This is a genomic window from Variovorax sp. OV329 (genome assembly GCF_900114785.1).
Lineage (GTDB): Bacteria > Pseudomonadota > Gammaproteobacteria > Burkholderiales > Burkholderiaceae_C > Variovorax.
Map to the genome: position 1 here is coordinate 16,328 of NZ_FOUG01000017.1, position 18,258 is coordinate 34,585.

The following is an 18,258-nucleotide window of genomic DNA, read 5'->3' on the forward strand; positions in this document are numbered from 1 at the left end:
TCGGCCGCTCCGGTGTCGAATTGCCAGCCGAAAACGCTGTCGAAAATGAGCGCAGCGGCGCGTACCGCCTCAGCCTGTCTCGCGCTCCCAGAGTGCGGCAACGAGCCGATCGATGCCGGTGGCCAGCTGGTAGCGGTAGGTGCCGAAGGGCACGCCCAGCCGCTCGGCCGCCAGCTCCTGCGATCCTGCGGGCCGCACGAAGGTCAGCTCGAGCGCGCGGCTGAACTTGGCGTCCCTGGGGCGCCGGCCCAGTGCCTCGACGGCCTCGACCAGAAGCTGCTGCAGCGTCTCGCCGGGCGGCCGCGATCCGTCCGAGGCGGCGTTCACCAGCGTCGACGCGGTCAAGGGACTGGACGCCAGCGCGCTGCGGTTGTCGAGCACGCGCAGCGCCTCGCGCACCGCCCGGTCGAAGGCGTGGCGTGCCAGCCGCGCGGCCGCCGGCGAGGCGAAGGGGTCGGCCATCGGCCGCTCTTCGCCCAGTTCACGGTCGACCATCACGTCCAGCCAGCGCTCGATGGGCACGGCGTGCCAGTCGTGCAGGTAGCAGCCCATGGGCACGCCGTCGATGGTCCGGTTGCAGGACGGCATCCGTTCGAAGTCGATGTGCCGCATCATCGGCGACCAGTGTTCGGGGTGGTCGGTGCAGATCACGAAGGCGCCAAGGCGGGGCACCGTGAGCCACTGGTGGAACTGCGACATCTGCAGCCCGTTCATCGCCGCGGAAGGCTGCTGCGTGCCCCCCGACGCGAAGTTCCAGCGGGCCAGCAGCTGACGCCCGCCTGGGTGAGGCGGCGCCATCTGCTGCAGGCCGCGCCACACCGCGGCCATCATGGGATCGCTCTCGCGCTCTTCATCGCTCAAGGCGGCCAGGTCGATGGACAGCGTCGCGGCCACCAGCTGGCCCGCGGCCGGCCGCACCACCCAGGCAGTGCAGGCGGGATGAGACCACCAGCGTGAGATAGCCTCGTGCTGGGGCGCCGGCACCTCGCCTTGCAGCGAGGCGAGCATCAGCGGCAGGTCGCCGGCCGCACCGCGCTCGAAATACACGCTGCCCAAGGCCCGGAAGTCGACGAAGGGCCGCATCGCCTGCGCATGCCGATGCAGGAAGAGGATGTCGAAGCTGCGCTGCGCCCCATGCACGGCGTCACGCGCCCGGCGGATCAGGTGATCGCGGATGGCGACGTGGATCTCGCGGTGGCGCTCGGGATGCCGCCACTGCAGCTCGTCGTCGATCGCCTCGCGAACCAGGTCGTGCGGGAAGAGCCCGGCCGGCCCGGACTCGATGACGCTCAGCGAGGCCAGCCAGTCGAACAATTCGTGCGCCTGCCCGGCATCGACCGTGTCGGTAAGCAGCGCCTCGGTGGTGACGCGCGCATGCGCGCACACCTCCAGCGCGCGCCGGTGCAGTTCGGTGGGCGACTGCGCGGTGAAGCGCTCGGCGAGCTGGCGCACCACGTCCAGCCCCAGTTGCTGCGGCACTTCGCCGGAAGAAGCCACCACGTCGGCCACGAGCGTCAGGGCCAGCGGATGGCCATGCGTGACCTGGGCAATGGCCTGCACCTCGGTCGCATCGATGCCGCGCGCGGCGAGGTAGCAGGCGCATTCGCCGGTGTCGAGGTTGCGCAGGCCGAGCACCCGGGCGGCCTCGCGCCACATGGGGTGGGTGCGCCATGCGGCATCGGGGGCGCCGCGACCGGCGATCAGCACGCGCATGGCACCGGGCAACTGCGCCAGGAAGTTCTCGCGCAGCCAGCCATCGAGATATTCGAGGTGCTCGTAGGAATCGATCACCAGCAGCCGCCGCGGCATGCGGGCGCAATGGGCCAGCACGGAAGGCAGGTCTACCCCCTGCGCCGGATCACCAAGGGCATCGGCCAGCGCGCGCGTCAGGCCGTGCAGCGAGGCCTCGATGTCGCGCGCATCGATCCGCACCGAATCGATGCCGTGGGCCGCCGCGAGGGCGCGGGCGCGTTCAAGAAGGCAGGTCTTGCCGATGCCGCCCGGGCCATGGATGAAGAAGATCGGCACCGCCGGCGGGTCTTCGGCCAGCGAGTCCGAGAACAGCGCCAGCTCCGGCTCGCGGCCGACGAAGGTCCGCGCAATGCGCGAGCGCATCCTGTCGGCGAGGCGGTCCATGCGGCCATGATAGGCCTGCCCGTCCGCCTGGAAACCCCGTCCGCTTACAGGTACTTGAACAAGGCCAGGCCGCTCAGGCTGACGAAGGTCTGCTGCGCCGCCTGCAGCGAGGTCTGGCGCTGGGTGAACTCCGACAGTGCGGAGTAGTAGTCCAGGTCCTCGATCTCCGACAGGTAGCTCTTGTCGATCAGCTTGCGTGCCTCGCCGTCGCTGTCGAGCTGGTCCAGCTCGTTCATGCGCGAGCCTACCGACGAACGCACGGTCAGCACGTTGTCGTGCGCGTTCGTGATCTTCACATTGGCTGTGCTCAGCGCATTGAGCAGGTCGGCCCTGGCCTTGTCGCCGCCGCCTTCCAGCGGCTGCCTGAGCGCGGTGACCAGCTGCTCCATGGCAGCGAAGACATCGGTGCCGGCGTTGCGGGCGGTGGAGACATCGAAGCTGTCGCCGTCGGCCGGCGCACCTGTGACGCTGATCTGCACCCCGCCGAAGGAAATGGGGCTGCCAGCCGTGTAGGCGCCGGTGGCGACCGTCGTCGGCGGCGTCTCCTTGGTCTGCACGGTGTAGTTGCCGCCGGCGAAGCTGATGCTGAAGTCCTTGCCATAGTCGGCCGCGGTGGCATCGGTCACGCCCACCGCGCTGAAGACGCCGGTGCCGGTGTTGCTCGAAGGGGCCGATGTCACGTAGCCTGCCCCGCCCTGCACCGACAGGAAGATGCTGCGGCCGTCGTCGGTGGCCGGCATCTGCCGGGCCACGTCCACCTGCATCAGGCGCTGGCCCTGGTCGCCCAGGTACTGGTAGCCGCCGCCGGCCTGCGCCGCGAAGGGCGCGTTGGTGCTCTTGAAGCCGGCAAACAGGAACTGGCCGTTGCCGTCGTCGGTGTTGGCCATGCCAACGAGCTGATCGAGCTGGCTCTGGATGGTGGTGGCCAGCGAAGCGCGGTCGGCGTCCGACATGGTGCCGTTGCCGGCCGCCACGATCTGCGCCTTCACGTTCTGCAGCACCGTGGCGACGCTCTGCAGCGTGTCGTCCTCGCGCGAGAGCAGGCCCATGGCCTGCGTGCGGCTGGCCGCGTACTGCGAGCCTTCGGACAGCGACTGGCTCACGTTGAGCGCGCGGGCCGCACCCACCGGGTCGTCCGAGGGCGAGAGGATGTTGCGGCCGGTGGCCACCTTCTGCTGGATGCGGAAGAGTGCGAGCTGCTGCGAGCCCATGGCCGACTGGCCCTGGTCATAGAAGGTCTGGGTGCTGATGCGCATCACGGCTCCTTGGAGTTCCTGTGGGTTGGGCCAGGTCTTCAGCTGATGCTGAGGATGGCGTCGAACATGGCCTGGGCGCTCTGGATGACCTTGGCGTTGGCCTGGTACATCTGCTGGAACATCAGCAGGTTGCCGGTTTCCTCGTCCTGGTTCACGCCCGAGACGGACTGCTGGGCCGAGCGGATCTGCGTGGCCAGGCTGTCTTGCGTGGCGCCGGCCACCTTCACGCCCATGGCGCGGTTGCCCACCTCGCTGACCAGCTGCGCATAGGCGCTGTTGAGCGTGGAGGTGCCGTTGCCCACCAGCGCCTTGCGCTGCAGGCCGCCCAGCAGCAGCGCGTTGCTGCCGTCCGACACGCCCGAGCTGTTCTTGCCGATGGTGAAGGTGTCGCCGTTGGCCGGCGCCCCCTTGAAGGTGACGCTGATGCCGTCGAAGCTGATGGCAGAGCCGGCGGCAAAGGGCACGCTGCTGCCCGCCGGATAGTTGCTGACCGTGCCGTCGGCCGCGGTCACGGTGATGGCCGAGCCCGCCGGGAAGCCCGACAGCGAGCCGGTGGCCGAGTCGTAGTTCAGCGTGACCTTGGCCGCCAGCGGCGTGGCCGCGTAGCCCGCGCCGATCGTGGCCGAGCCGATGGCGCCCGTGCCCACGTTGCCGGCGGTGTTGCCGGTGATGACCGGCGAGGCCGCCGCCACCTTGGCCGGGTCCAGCACCAGCACGTCCATGTCGCGGGCGCCGGTGCGGGTGGGCTGCACCAGGAAGGAGTCGCCTCCGGCGGCCGTGCCGCTGCTGGCAGCCAGGCTCACGCCGTCGAAGTCGATGGGGAAGGTGGTGGAGTTGGCCACCACCTGGTTGTCCGACAGGCGGGTCACCGAGTAGGTGAGCGTGCCCGCCACGTCCTTGACCTGCACCTTGTAGTCGCTGGTGGTCAGGGCGCCGCTGTCGGTCAGGCTCGCGCCCAGCACCAGGCTGCCGGAGTTGTGGGTGTTGGAGAACACGCCCGGCTGGGCCACGGAGAAGAAGTCCTTGCCCAGCGTGCCGCTCAGGTCCACGCCCAGGCCATGCTGCTCGTTGAAGGCGTCGCCCAGGGCGATGGCCAGGCGGCCGATAGCGTTCTGGGACGGCGTCAGCGTCTCGGCGCGGAAGGCCATCAGGCCGCCCAGCGAACCGCCGGTGAACACGCTGTCGGCCACTTCCACCATGTTGCCCGCGGGGCCGCTGAGGGCGATGGACTTGCGCGTCGGGTCCGAAGCCGACGTCACGGCCTTCACCTGGGCCGCGCGGTCGCCCATCACCAGCGACTGGCCGTTGCCGATGAAGACGTTGTACTTGCCCGAGTCGGTCTCCAGCACCTTCACGTCGGCGATCTTCGAGAGCTCGCTCACCAGCTGGTCACGCTGGTCCAGCAGGTCGTTGGGCGGCTGGCCGCCGGCCATGGCGCTGAGCTGGGTGATCTGCTGGTTCAGGCTGGCGATCTGTGTCGCGTAGGTGTTGATCTGGTCCGCGCTGCTGGTGATCTGGTCGTTCACCGAGCTGTTCATGTCGGTGAGGTACTGGTCGGTGGAGCGGAACTTGTTGGCCAGCGCCTGCGCCGAGCTGATGAGCTGCTGGCGCGCCGCCGGGTCGGCCGGCGTGTTGGCCACGCCCTGCACGCTGGTGAAGAAGGTCTGCAGCAGCGGCTGCAGGCCCGAGGTGCGGTCGGCCAGCAGGGTGTCGATGCGGTTGATCTGCGAGCCGTAGGTCGACAGGGCCGCGGCCGAGGAATCGGCGGCCGCCAGCTGCGCCGTCAGGTAGCGGTCGTAGCTGCGCGTGACCGAGGTCACGTCGGCGCCGTTGCCGAAGAAGCCGGAGCCGGTGGCGTTGGGCGTGGCGGTCGAGATCTGGGCCACCTGGCGGCTGTAGCCGGGGGTGTAGACGTTGGCCGTGTTGTGGGCCGTGGTCACCAGCGCGGCGCGGGCTGCGTTCAGACCGCTCAGGCCGGTGAGGAACAGGTTTCCGGACATGGTGCTCCTGGGTAGGGGGTACGTTGGGTACGGTGTCTTGGCGGGGCGTCATGCGGACGCCCCGGCTTGTCAGTGAAGTTATCGGCAGGGCGGCGCAAAGCTGAAGGGCTGCGCTGGCGGCTGCGACAACTTCTTTTCACTCTTCAGGCGGGCTGCAGCCGGAACACGCTCACGGCGTGGACCAGGCCGCCCGCCTGCTCCTGCAGGGAGGCGGCCGCGGCGGCGGCCTCTTCGACCAGGGCGGCGTTCTGCTGCGTCACCTGGTCCATCTGCGAGATGGCCTGGTTGATCTGCTCGATGCCCTGCGTCTGCTCGTGGCTGGCAGCGGTGATCTCGCCCATGATGTCGGTCACGCGCTTCACGCTGCCCACGATCTCCTGCATGGTCTGGCCGGCTTCGCCGACCAGCTGGCTGCCGGCGCGCACCTTGCCCACCGAGTCGTTGATGAGGCCCTTGATTTCCTTGGCCGCTGCGGCCGAGCGCTGCGCCAGGTTGCGCACTTCGGAAGCGACGACCGCGAAGCCCCTGCCCTGCTCGCCAGCTCGCGCGGCTTCCACCGCCGCGTTGAGCGCGAGGATGTTGGTCTGGAAGGCGATGCCGTCGATCACGCCGATGATGTCGACGATCTTCTTGGAGGATGCGTCGATCGAAGCCATCGTATCGACCACCTGTCCGACCACGGTGCCGCCCTTCACGGCGACTTCGGATGCCGAGACGGCCAGCTGATTGGCCTGGCGCGCGTTGTCGGCGTTCTGCTTGACGGTGCTGGTCAGCTCCTCCATGGAAGCCGCCGTCTGTTCGAGCGAGCTGGCCTGCTGTTCCGTACGGGAAGACAGGTCCTGGTTGCCCGAGGCGATCTGCCCCGAAGCGGTGGCAATGGTCTCGGTGCCGCTGCGCACCTCGCCCACCACCTGCGCCAGGCTGTCGCGCATGGCCTTGAGCGAATGCATCAGGCTTGCGTCGTCGTCCTTGCGCAGCGCGATGGGCACCGACAGGTCGCCCTGGGCGATGCGCAGCGTGATGTCGGCCGCCTGCGCCGGCTCGCCGCCCAATTGCCTGCGCAGCCCGCGCGAAATGGTCCAGCCCAGCGCCAGCAGCACGGCCGCCAGCACCAGCGCGCACAGCGACATGCTGAGCAGGCGCTGCCAGAGCATGGTGTCCACCGTATCCACGTAGACGCCGGAGCCGATGATCCAGCCCCAGGGCGCGAAGCCCTTGACGTAGGACACCTTGGGCACCGGCTTGTCGCTGCCCGGCTTGGGCCACAGGTAGGCGACGAAGCCCGCGTCGTTGGCCTTCACCGTGTTCACGAACTCGACGAAGAGCTGCTTGCCCGTGGGGTCCTTGTTGGCTGACAGGTCGGTGTTGTCCAGCTTCGGGTTGATCGGATGCATCAGCATGCGCGGCTGCATGTCGTTGATCCAGAAATACTCGCTGCCGCTGTAGCGCAGGCCGCGGACGGCCTGCATGGCCGCCTTCTTGGCCTGCTCCTCGGTCAGCGTGCCATTGGCCGCCAGCCCGTGGTAGTGGGCGAGCAGGCCGTGCACGCTTTCCACCGCCTGGCGGACGCTGCTCTGCCGCTCGTCCATGAGGAGCTTGCGCTCGGATGCCAGGAACAGGGCCGTGAGCACGGCCACGCCCACGATGGCGCTGAAGGTGAGCAAGGCCAGCTTGCAGGCGATGCTCATGCTGCGAAGGTTCGTCGGGTTGAGCATGGTCTGCTCCGAAAAATATGTCTCTCGTTCTTCCGTGCCGGGCTCAGGCGCGTGCAAGCCGGAACACGCTCACGGCATGCACCAGGCTGCCCGCCTGCTCCTGCATCGACTGCGCGGCGGCGGCGGCTTCTTCAACCAGGGCGGCGTTCTGCTGGGTCACCTGGTCCATCTGCGTGATGGCCTGGTTGATCTGCTCGATGCCCTGGGTCTGCTCGTGGCTGGCCGCGGTGATCTCTCCGATGATGTCGGACACCCGCTTCACGCTGCTCACGATCTCCTGCATGGTCTGGCCGGCTTCGCCCACCAGCTCGCTGCCGGCCTGCACCTTGCCCACCGAATCGTCGATGAGGCCCTTGATCTCCTTGGCCGCTGCGGCCGAGCGCTGGGCCAGGCTGCGCACTTCGGAAGCAACGACCGCGAAACCCCTGCCCTGTTCGCCGGCACGTGCCGCTTCCACGGCGGCATTGAGCGCCAGGATGTTGGTCTGGAACGCGATGCCGTCGATCACGCCGATGATGTCCACGATCTTCTTGGACGAAGCGTTGATCGAGGCCATCGTGTGCACCACCTGCCCCACGACCTCACCACCCTTGACTGCCACTTCCGAAGCGGATTCGGCGAGCTGGTTGGCCTGGCGTGCGTTGTCCGCGTTCTGCTTGACGGTGCTGGTCAACTGCTCCATCGAGGCAGCGGTTTCCTGCAGGGAGCTGGCCTGCTCTTCGGTGCGCGAAGACAGGTCCTGGTTGCCCGAGGCGATCTGGCCCGAGGCCGTTGCGATGGTGTCGGTGCCGCTGCGCACCTCGCTCACGATGCGCACCAGGCTGGTGTTCATCTCGCGCAGGGCGCCCAGCAGCTGGCCGGTCTCGTCCTTCGAGTTCGATTCGATGCGGCTGCCCAGGTCGCCGCCGGCCACCGCCTTGGCCACGCCCACCGCCTCGCGCAGCGGACGGGTGATGCTGCGGGAAATCAGCAGCGAAGCCAGGACGCCCGCGATCAGCGCGACTGCGGCCAGCAGCATCAGCATCTGGAAGCGTTCCGTGGCCGCCTCGCGGCCGACGCGCACCGCCTCGTCGATGGTGCCGCGCTCGTGCGACAGCAGTTCCAGCACGCGCTTCTCGTAGGCCTTGGCCGCCGGCATGAACACTTCGTTGAACTGGCGCTCGGCCAGGGCGGCGTCGCCGGCGGTCTTGGCATTCATCACCAGCTCCTTGGCGCCCTGGTACTTCACGCGCAGTTCGCCGATGTGCTTGAAGATGGCGCGCTCCTCGTCGGTGTCCAGCAAGGGCGCGACCTTGGCCATGGTCTCGCTGCCCTTCTTGGAGCTGGCGGCGATCACCTCGGCGAAGGTGTTGGACAGCTGCGCGTCGCTGCTGCGCGCAATCAGCTCGGTGCGCGCGATGGCCGAGTAGGTCAGCACGTACCAGTCCGACACCAGGCGTTCCTTGGCCAGCGGGCCCAGCACGGTGCGCTGCGTGGTCTGCGCGCTGGAGCGCAGGCTGACCAGGGTGAAGGCCGTGGAGGCCAGCGAAAGGATCAGCACCAGGCCGAAGCCCACCGCCAGGCGGCGGCCGATCCGCATGTTTTCCAGAAATTCCATCACTGTGTCCTTAGAACTCGGTCCAATCACCCGCGCCGGCGGACGCCGTCACGACTTTCGGGGCCGCGGGCGGGGTGGCGCGCGGCACTGTTGCTGCCTTGGGGGAGCGCGGTTTCACGGCCGTGCGCGCCTTGGCGGGCTCGATCGCTCCCACGCGGGCTTGGATGCGCCCGGCCGGACGGGCGTTGCCGCCGTCAATTCGGAACGCGCTCACGGCCTGCACCAGGCTGCCGGCCTGCTCCTGCAGCGATTGCGCTGCGGCAGCGGCTTCTTCCACCAGCGCAGCGTTCTGCTGCGTCACCTGGTCCATCTGCGAGATGGCCTGGTTGATCTGGTCGATGCCCTGGGTCTGTTCCAGGCTCGCGGCCGTGATCTCGCCCATGATGTCGGTCACGCGCTTCACGCTGCTCACGATTTCCTGCATGGTGTGGCCGGCTTCGCCCACCAGCTCGCTGCCGGCCTGTACCTTGCCCACCGAATCGTCGATCAGGCCCTTGATTTCCTTGGCGGCCGCGGCAGAGCGCTGCGCCAGGTTGCGAACCTCCGAGGCAACCACTGCGAAGCCCCTGCCCTGCTCGCCTGCGCGGGCGGCTTCCACCGCAGCATTGAGCGCCAGGATGTTGGTCTGGAACGCGATGCCGTCGATGACGCCGATGATGTCCACGATCTTCCTGGACGACTCGTTGATCGAGGCCATGGTGTCCACCACCTGGCCCACCGCAGTGCCGCCCTTGACGGCGACCTGCGAGGCCGACAACGCCAGCTGGTTGGCCTGGCGGGCGTTGTCCGCGTTCTGCTTGACGGTGCTGGTCAGCTGCTCCATGGAGGCGGCGGTCTCTTCCAGCGAACTGGCCTGCTCTTCGGTGCGCGAAGACAGATTCTGGTTGCCGGCGGAGATCTGGCCCGAGGCCGTCGCAACTGCATCGGTGCCTTCGCGGACACCGCTGACCACGCGAACCAGGCCGTCGCGCATCGACTCGACGGCCCGGGTGATGACGCCCATCTCGTCGCGGCGCTGCGACACCAGCCGGCGCGACAGGTCGCCGCTGCCCATGGCCTGGACATGCTCGCTCAGGTCACGCAGGGGGCGCACCGTGCGGCGGATGAACAGCACCAGTGCGATGCCCAGCACCACCGCCGCCAGCGCGATGGCGCCGGCAAGCCAGGCCATCTGGCGGTACAGCTCGGCCATCACCTGCGAAGCCGGAACCTCGGCCACCGCCAGCCATCCATTGGCTTCACTGCGTGCAACGGAGGCGTAGTGATCGCCGTGCGCAGCCTGGCCCAGAACGGCCTGCGCGCCGTCGATCCACTCACTGTCCTTGCCACCGATGCGGGCGAGCCACGACGCGGCATCGCCACGGGGGCCCAGCACTTCAGCCAGCTTCTTGCCGGCAGACGTCGGATGGAAGACCAGCGTCGCGGCTTCCGCGCCGCCACTCGGATTGACGACGTAGAGCCCGCCCGTGTCGAACAGACGCGTCTTGTTCACCGCCTCTCCAAAGGCCGTTTGCTGCCGCGAAATGTCCAGGCCGATGTAGAGCACACCGACGACCTGTCCGGCTGCATCGCGCACCGGGTCGTACACCGTCATGTAAGGGCGACCGAACAGCACGGTGCGCCCCACGAACTTCTGGCCCGCGCGCAGCACCGGGTAGGCGGCGCTCTTGCGGTCCAGCAGCGTGCCGATGGCACGCTCGCCGTTCTCCTTCTTGACCGACGTGGTGACCCGGCGGAAGTCATCGCCCTGCGCCACGAACACCGTGGCATTCGCCCCGGGGAAGTCGCGGGCGAAGGCATCCACCTCCGCGGTCGAGTTGCCGTCCAAGGCCAGGCCCTGGCTCAGCAGCCGGCCCTGCGCCCCACCTTCGAGGACGAAGGTCTGCGCGAACTGGCGCCGGAAAACGCCGTAGGTGTTCTCGGCGTTCTGCTGCATGGTCTGGTCGAAGATGTCGAGCGACCTGGCGATGGCTTCGGCCTTGGCATTGGCGAAACGGGCGGCGCTGCGCTGCTGCTGCGAAGAGGCCAAAGCGTAGAAAACCGCCAGGATCAGCATCGTGAGAGCCAGCATGGCCAGGCCCGCCCGGATCGTGAGCGTGCGCACCAGCGAGACGGTGCGGGGCGCGCTTTCCGAAGAAACTGCTTCGTTCATCGAACTACCCCGAGCCTAGAACTCGGTCCAGTCACCGGCGCTGCCGGCCGCGGCCACCGTCGGTTCGGTCCGCGCGCCGCGGGGTGCCTTGTCGACGCGCCTGGTCTGCTGGGGCTTGGCGACCGCTGCCACCGGCACGGCCTTGCTGACCGTGACAGCCGGCCGCACCGCGCCATCGAGGCGGAACACGCTCACGGCCTGCACCAGGCTGCCGGCCTGTTCCTGCAGCGATTGCGCTGCGGCGGCGGCTTCTTCCACCAGCGCGGCGTTCTGCTGGGTCACCTGGTCCATCTGCGTGATGGCCTGGTTGATCTGCTCGATGCCTTGCGTCTGCTCGTGGCTGGCCGCAGTGATCTCGCCCATGATGTCGGTCACGCGTTGCACGCTGCTGACGATCTCCTGCATGGTGTCGCCTGCCTCGCCCACCAGCTCGCTGCCGGTGCGGACCTTGCCGACCGAGTCATCGATGAGGCCCTTGATTTCCTTGGCCGCCGCGGCCGAGCGCTGCGCCAGGTTGCGCACTTCCGAGGCCACCACCGCGAAGCCCCTGCCCTGCTCGCCGGCACGCGCCGCTTCCACGGCGGCGTTCAGCGCCAGGATGTTGGTCTGGAACGCGATGCCGTCGATGACACCGATGATGTCCACGATCTTCCTGGACGACTCGTTGATCGAGGCCATGGTGTCCACCACCTGGCCCACCACCGTGCCGCCCTTGACGGCGACCTGCGAGGCCGACAACGCCAGCTGGTTGGCCTGCCGCGCGTTGTCCGCGTTCTGCTTGACGGTGCTGGTCAGCTCTTCCATCGAGGCAGCGGTCTCTTCCAGCGAACTGGCCTGCTGCTCGGTGCGCGAGGACAGGTCCTGGTTGCCCGAGGCGATCTGGCCCGAGGCCGTGGCGATGGTGTCCGTGCCGGTACGGACCTCGCCCACGATGCGGACCAGGTTCGCGTTCATGTTCTTCAAGGCGTTCAGCAGCTGGCCGGTCTCGTCCTGGCGGTCGACTTCGATGCGCGAGCCCAGGTCGCCGGCGGCCACGGTCTCGGCCACCTTCACGGCGTCGTTGAGAGGGCGCACGATGCTGGCCGTCAGGCGCCAGGCGCACAGCGCAGCCGCGGCCAGCGCAATCAGCGACAGCACGATCAGCATGCTGCGGCCTGCCGCATGTTCCTTGGCGATGGCGGCTGCGGCGGCCTCGATCTGCGTGCGCTGCTGGTCGCCCAGGGCCACCAGGCTGGCCTCGTAGGCAGCCAGCGCCTTGCCCAGCTTGTCGTCCGCGAGGCTGGCGGCGGCATCCCATTCCTTCTGCGCCTTGAGCTTGCCGGCCTCGTCCACCAGGGCCAGCACGACCTTGCGCACTTCGCCCATCTGGGCGTAGAGCTTCTTCTCCTCGGGCGAGTCGAGCATGCTTTCCAGCTGCTTCTGGATCGGCGCGATGCGCGCCGATCCTTCGCCGATGCCTTTCTTGTAGAAGGCCTCGGCACCGCTGTCCGTGGTCTTGACCATGGCGTAGGTGCGCACGATATTGGCCTTCACCTCGCTGGCCCACTGGGCCACCAGGCGCTCCTTGACTTGGGGGCCGGCCACCATGGCCTCGGTGGCATTGCCCACGTTCTCCAGGCGCAGCAGGCCGGTGGCGGCGATGAAAGCCATGAGCAGCAGCACGATGGCAAAGCCCAGGCCCATGCGGGCGCCGATCTTCAGGTTCTTCAGGGTCATGACGATTCCTTGTATTTCTTCTTCTTAGAACTCGGTCCAGTCGCCCGAGCCGCCGGCCGAAGCCAGGACGGGCTCGGCGCGGGCCGGCTCACGGGCGGCGGGCGGCTTGCCCTTGGCTGCCACCGTGCCCTTGGCCCTGGCGGCCACCGTTGCCACCTTCGCGGCCACGGCCGGCCTGGGTGCAGCGGCAAGCGTTCGCGCAGCGCCTTCGATGCGGAACACGCTCACGGCCTGCACCAGGCTGCCGGCCTGCTCCTGCAGCGATTGCGCTGCGGCAGCGGCTTCTTCCACCAGCGCAGCGTTCTGCTGCGTCACCTGGTCCATCTGCGAGATGGCCTGGTTGATCTGGTCGATGCCCTGGGTCTGTTCCAGGCTCGCGGCCGTGATCTCGCCCATGATGTCGGTCACGCGCTTCACGCTGCCGACGATCTCCTGCATCGTGTGGCCGGCTTCGCCGACCAATTCGCTGCCGGCCTGCACCTTGCCCACCGAGTCGTCGATCAGGCCCTTGATTTCCTTGGCCGCGGCCGCCGAGCGCTGCGCCAGGTTGCGCACTTCCGACGCCACCACCGCGAAGCCCCTGCCCTGCTCGCCCGCACGGGCCGCTTCCACGGCGGCGTTCAGCGCCAGGATGTTGGTCTGGAAGGCGATGCCGTCGATCACGCCGATGATGTCGACGATCTTCTTCGACGAAGCATTGATCGAGGCCATGGTGTCCACCACCTGGCCGACCACCGTGCCACCCTTCACGGCCACTTCGGAGGCCGACACGGCCAGCTGGTTGGCCTGGCGCGCGTTGTCCGCGTTCTGCTTGACGGTGCTGGTGAGTTGCTCCATGGAGGCAGCCGTCTGCTCCAGCGAGCTGGCCTGCTCCTCGGTGCGGGAAGACAGGTCCTGGTTGCCCGAGGCAATCTGGCCCGAGGCGGTCGCGATGGTGTCGGTGCCGGTGCGCACCTCGCTCACGATGCGCACCAGGCTGGTGTTCATCTCGCGCAGGGCGCCCAGCAGCTGGCCGGTCTCGTCCCGGGTGTTCACCTCGATGCGGCTGCCCAGGTCGCCGCCGGCGACGGCCTGCGCCACGCGCACGGCCTCGGTCAGCGGCTTGGCGACGATGCGCGCGATGGTGAGGGCCAGCAGCATGCCCAGCACCACGCAGACCAGCAGGATGCCCAGGATCAGGTTGCGGCTGTTCGCATAGACGCGGCTGGCGGTGTCGGAGGCGGCTTCTCCACCGTCGACGTTCAGCTGCACCATCTTGTCCAACAGGCTCATCATCTCGCGGTAGATGCGCAGCGATTCACCGCGCGACAGCGAGTCGGCCTGGCCTTCGCGCTGCGCACGGGTGGCCACCACGATCTTCTTGTGCTCCTGCGCGTAGGCATCCATGTTCTTCAGGTACTCGGCGAAGATGGACTTTTCCTCGGGCGAGCTGACCAGCTTCTCGTAGGCCGAGCGGAACTTCATCCAGCGCTCCCAGCCCTCGGCCATGCCCTTCTCGTAGTACGTGAAATCGTCCTCGGTCAGGGCACCAACGAACTGCACTTCCTGCTGGCGAAAGCGCGCCATCGAGGCCTTCATCTCCAGCAGCGAGCGGGTGGACGGCATCCAGTTGTCGGCGATGTCCGTCGAGAGGTCGTTGACCTTGGACAGCTGCGCGACCGAGAACAGGCCGACGAACACCGTCAGCACGAGCACGGCGCCGAATGCCACCATCAGCTTGGTGGCAATCTTGAGGTTGTAGAACGCTTTCATTTCAGTCGAATCTCTTTTCTTCCCCGGCGCGCTCAGGCGGCGGCCCGCTCGATCAGGCCCATCTCTTCGCTGGACATGAGGCGGTCGATGTCCATCAGGATCAGCATGCGTTCGCCCACGGTGCCCAGGCCGATCAGGTAGTCGGTGTCCAGCAGCGAGCCCATCTGCGGCGCTTCCTTGATCTGCGCCGGCTCCAGCGTGATCACGTCCGACACGCTGTCCACCACCATGCCCACCACGCGACCGCCGATGTTCAGCACGATCACCACGGTGAACTGGTCGTAGCTGGGGTCGCCCAGGTTGAGCTTCACCCGCATGTCGATGATCGGCACGATGATTCCGCGCAGGTTGACCACGCCCTTGATGAATGCGGGTGCGTTGGCGATGCGGGTGACGGCGTCGTAGCCGCGCAGTTCCTGCACCTTCTGGATGTCGATGCCGTATTCCTCTTCGCCCAGGGTGAAGGAGAGGAACTCGAGCGGCTTGTCGCCGTGCGAGGCGATGGCGGCGGGCATGCCGGCGTGCGCCGGCTCGTTGGAGGTCTTGGTTTTCGTCAGCATGGTGTTGATCCTGTTTCGTTAGAACGATGTCCATTCCTGCGCGCCGGCGGAGGCCGTGGCGGCAGGCGTGTGCTTCTTGCTCTTGTGCGTTGTGGCCGGACGGCCACTGGCCCCCGGCCCGGCGTCGCGAAACAGGCCCACGGCCTGTGCCAGCCCGCCGGCTTGTTCCTGCAGCGAGGTGGCCGCGGCGTTGGCCTGCTCCACCAGCGCCGCGTTCTGCTGCGTCACCTGGTCCATCTGCGTGATGGCCTGGTTGATCTGCTCGATGCCCGCCGTCTGCTCCTGGCTCGCGGAGGTGATCTCGCCCATGATGTCGGTCACGCGCTTGACGCTGCCGACGATGTCCTGCATGGTGCGGCCGGCTTCGCCGACCAGTTCGCCGCCCGCCTCGACCTTGCCGACGGAATCGTCGATCAGGCCCTTGATTTCCTTGGCGGCCGCGGCCGATCGCTGCGCCAGGTTGCGCACTTCCGACGCCACCACCGCGAAGCCCCTGCCCTGCTCGCCCGCACGGGCCGCTTCCACCGCGGCATTGAGCGCGAGGATGTTGGTCTGGAAGGCGATGCCATCGATCACGCCGATGATGTCCACGATCTTGCGGGACGAGGCATTGATCGAGGCCATGGTGTCCACCACCTGGCCCACCACCGCGCCGCCCTTGACGGCGACCTCGGAAGCCGAGACGGCCAGCTGGTTGGCCTGCAGCGCGTTGTCCGCGTTCTGCTTGACGGTGCTGGTCAGCTCCTCCATCGAGGCGGCGGTCTGTTCCAGCGCACTGGCCTGCGCCTCGGTGCGCGAGGACAGGTCCTGGTTGCCGCTGGCGATCTGCGCCGAGGTGGCGCTGACGCCGGCCACGTTGGCGCCCACGTCCGACACCACGGCCATCAGGTTGGCGCTCATCTGGTTCAAGGCCAGCAGCAGGCTGCGGGTCTCGTCCTCGGGGCGGACCTCGAAGCGCTCCAGCTCGCCGCCAGCAATGGCGCGGGCCACCCGCAGCGCACGCTCCAGCGGCTGGAACACGGTGCGGTCCAAAAACAGGCCCATCGCCAGCCAGACCAGCGCCGAGCCGAGGCCGAAGGCGCCCAGCCAGCCGCTCCAGGGCGCCGGCGCCATGAAAGCGGCCGCGGCGCCTGCCAGGCTCACGAGGCTCGACAGGCCCGCCACGGCCAGCACGCGCTGGCGTGCCGGAATGCGCCGCAGGCGCGCCACCGGGTCGGCCCAGCCGCGCTTGACCACCTCGCCGCGCCAGATCGCGAGCTGGCCGGCGCGGCCTTCCTTGAAGCGGCTGTAGATGGCCTCGGCCTGCTCGACGGCCGCGCGCGCGGGCTTGGCGCGCACCGACATGTAGCCGTCGATGCGGCCGTGGCGGCGGATGGGCGTGACGTTGGCCAGCACCCAGTAGAAGTCGCCGTTCTTGCGGCGGTTCTTCACCAGGCCGGTCCAGGGGTAGCCGCCGCCCAGCGATTCCCACAGGTCGCTGAAGGCCTCGGCGGGCATGTCCGGGTGGCGCACGATGTTGTGCGCCTTGCCGACCAGTTCCTCCAGCGTGAAGCCGCTGGCTTCCACGAAGGCGGGGTTGGCGTAGGTGATGCGACCCTTCAGGTCGGTGCGGGAGACCAGCGCCGCATCGGGCGCCAGCTCGTATTCGTTGGCAGTGATTGGAAGATTGACGCGCATGGATGTAGAAGACCTTGTCTTGCTTATCGGCACGCGCGGGCAAACCTGAAGGGCCGCACGGCGTGCTCGACAAAGGCAATGCGGTCCGTCATGGTTCAGGCGGCGCGCGCCATCAGCGCACCTTCTTCCAGCTTGAAGATGCCCACGGCTTTCGTGAGCCCGCCGGCCTGCTCCTGCAGCGACTGCGCTGCGGCGGCGGCTTCTTCCACCAGCGCGGCGTTCTGCTGCGTCACCTGGTCCATCTGCGAGATGGCCTGGTTGATCTGGTCGATGCCTTGCGTCTGTTCCTGGCTGGCGGCGGTGATCTCGCCGATGATGTCGGTCACGCGCTTCACGCTGCCGACGATCTCCTGCATCGTGTGGCCCGCCTCGCCGACCAGCTCGCTGCCGGCACGCACCTTGCCGACCGAGTCGTCGATCAGGCCCTTGATTTCCTTGGCGGCTGCGGCCGAGCGTTGCGCCAGGTTGCGCACTTCCGACGCCACCACCGCGAAGCCCCTGCCCTGCTCGCCCGCACGGGCCGCTTCCACGGCGGCGTTCAGCGCCAGGATGTTGGTCTGGAACGCGATGCCGTCGATCACGCCGATGATGTCGACGATCTTCTTCGACGAAGCATTGATCGAAGCCATGGTGTCCACCACCTGGCCCACCACCGTGCCACCCTTCACGGCTACTTCGGAGGCCGACACGGCCAGCTGGTTGGCCTGGCGCGCGTTGTCGGCATTCTGCTTGACGGTGCTGGTCAGCTCTTCCATCGACGCCGCGGTCTCCTGCAGCGAACTGGCCTGCTCTTCGGTGCGCGAGGACAGGTCCTGGTTGCCGGTGGCAATCTGGCCCGAGGCGGTCGCGATGGTGTCGGTCCCGTTGCGGACCTCGCCCACGATATGCACCAGGGCGGCGTTCATGTCGCGCAGCGCTTCCAGCAGCTGGCCGGTCTCGTCGCGCGAGGGCACCTCGATGCGCGAACTCAGGTCGCCGTCCGCGACGGTGCGGGCCACCTTCACGGCCTGGCCCAGCGGGCGCACGATGCCCACCGTGAGGCGCCAGGCGCACAGCGCGCCCACCACCAGGGCGGCGAAGGCCCAGGTGAGGATGGCCGCGCGGCCCACGTCATGGTCGTTGGCCACACCCTTGGCGGCGGCGGAGATCAGCCCGCGCTCGTGCTCGGCCAGGGCGACGATGTCCTTCTCGTACTGGGCCAGCGCGGGGGCGAACTTCGAGTCGGCCAGTTGGCTCGCGCCTTCGAAATCCTTGTCGGCCTTGAGCTTGTTGATGGCGGCCAGCAACTCCAGCACGCCCTTGCGCGTCTGCGCCACCGCTTCGTAGAGCTTGCGTTCCTCGGGCGAGGTCAGCGCCTTGTCCAGGCGCTCCTGCAGCGGGTTGATGAGCGCCTGGCCGGCGGTGAGTTCCTTGCGGAAGTAGCCCTCCACCGCCGGATCGGTTGCCTTCACGATGGCAAAGGTGCGCACGATGTTGGCGCCCAGCAGGCGCGCCCACTCGGCCACCATGCGCTCCTTGGCGAGAGGGCCGTCCACCATGTCCTCGGTGGCATTGCCCACCTTGTCCAGGCGCAGCACGCCGGTCGTGGCGATCATCGCCACCAGCACCAGCATGGCGGCGAAACCCGCGCCCAGGCGCGTGCCGATCTTCCAATTCTTGAAGCTCATTGCTCTTGTTCCTTCGGTTCAACAACCCGG

Annotated in this window: 11 protein-coding genes; all 11 read right to left on the reverse strand. The window is 68.1% G+C overall.

Translation table 11 applies throughout. From position 1 onward, the window contains the following. Positions 1-69: 69 nt before the first annotated feature. Positions 70-2,136 (reverse strand): hypothetical protein, encoded by a 2,067-nt coding sequence (locus BM345_RS23045; RefSeq protein ID WP_093384224.1) that lies wholly within the window; start codon positions 2,134-2,136, stop codon positions 70-72. A 44-nt stretch (positions 2,137-2,180) separates the two neighbouring features. Continuing rightward, on the reverse strand, positions 2,181-3,392 hold the full coding sequence (flgL, locus tag BM345_RS23050; protein ID WP_093384227.1) for a flagellar hook-associated protein FlgL: 1,212 nt from the start codon (positions 3,390-3,392) through the stop codon (positions 2,181-2,183). A gap of 38 nt (positions 3,393-3,430) precedes the next feature. Continuing rightward, on the reverse strand, positions 3,431-5,392 hold the full coding sequence (flgK, locus tag BM345_RS23055; RefSeq protein WP_093384229.1) for a flagellar hook-associated protein FlgK: 1,962 nt from the start codon (positions 5,390-5,392) through the stop codon (positions 3,431-3,433). A gap of 143 nt (positions 5,393-5,535) precedes the next feature. Continuing rightward, the gene (locus BM345_RS23060; protein ID WP_093384232.1) at positions 5,536-7,107 is read right to left on the reverse strand and encodes a methyl-accepting chemotaxis protein; all 1,572 of its coding nucleotides are present in this window, start codon (positions 7,105-7,107) and stop codon (positions 5,536-5,538) included. Positions 7,108-7,150: 43 nt separating this feature from the next. Next, positions 7,151-8,704, reverse strand: coding sequence for a methyl-accepting chemotaxis protein (locus tag BM345_RS23065; RefSeq protein ID WP_093384234.1), 1,554 nt, complete (start codon positions 8,702-8,704; stop codon positions 7,151-7,153). Between the two features lie 10 nt (positions 8,705-8,714). After that, positions 8,715-10,856, reverse strand: coding sequence for a methyl-accepting chemotaxis protein (locus BM345_RS23070; protein WP_093384237.1), 2,142 nt, complete (start codon positions 10,854-10,856; stop codon positions 8,715-8,717). 15 nt (positions 10,857-10,871) lie between these two features. Continuing rightward, on the reverse strand, positions 10,872-12,572 hold the full coding sequence (locus BM345_RS23075) for a methyl-accepting chemotaxis protein (protein ID WP_093384239.1): 1,701 nt from the start codon (positions 12,570-12,572) through the stop codon (positions 10,872-10,874). A 24-nt stretch (positions 12,573-12,596) separates the two neighbouring features. Next, a complete protein-coding gene (locus BM345_RS23080; protein ID WP_093384242.1) occupies positions 12,597-14,324 on the reverse strand; it encodes a methyl-accepting chemotaxis protein in 1,728 nt (575 codons plus the stop codon). Between the two features lie 32 nt (positions 14,325-14,356). After that, on the reverse strand, positions 14,357-14,839 hold the full coding sequence (locus BM345_RS23085; RefSeq protein WP_093384514.1) for a chemotaxis protein CheW: 483 nt from the start codon (positions 14,837-14,839) through the stop codon (positions 14,357-14,359). A 63-nt stretch (positions 14,840-14,902) separates the two neighbouring features. Then, positions 14,903-16,561 (reverse strand): methyl-accepting chemotaxis protein, encoded by a 1,659-nt coding sequence (locus BM345_RS23090; RefSeq protein ID WP_093384244.1) that lies wholly within the window; start codon positions 16,559-16,561, stop codon positions 14,903-14,905. Between the two features lie 95 nt (positions 16,562-16,656). Continuing rightward, complete coding sequence (locus BM345_RS23095; protein ID WP_093384247.1) at positions 16,657-18,228, reverse strand: methyl-accepting chemotaxis protein; 1,572 nt, start codon at positions 18,226-18,228, stop codon at positions 16,657-16,659. Between the last annotated feature and the right edge of the window lie 30 nt (positions 18,229-18,258).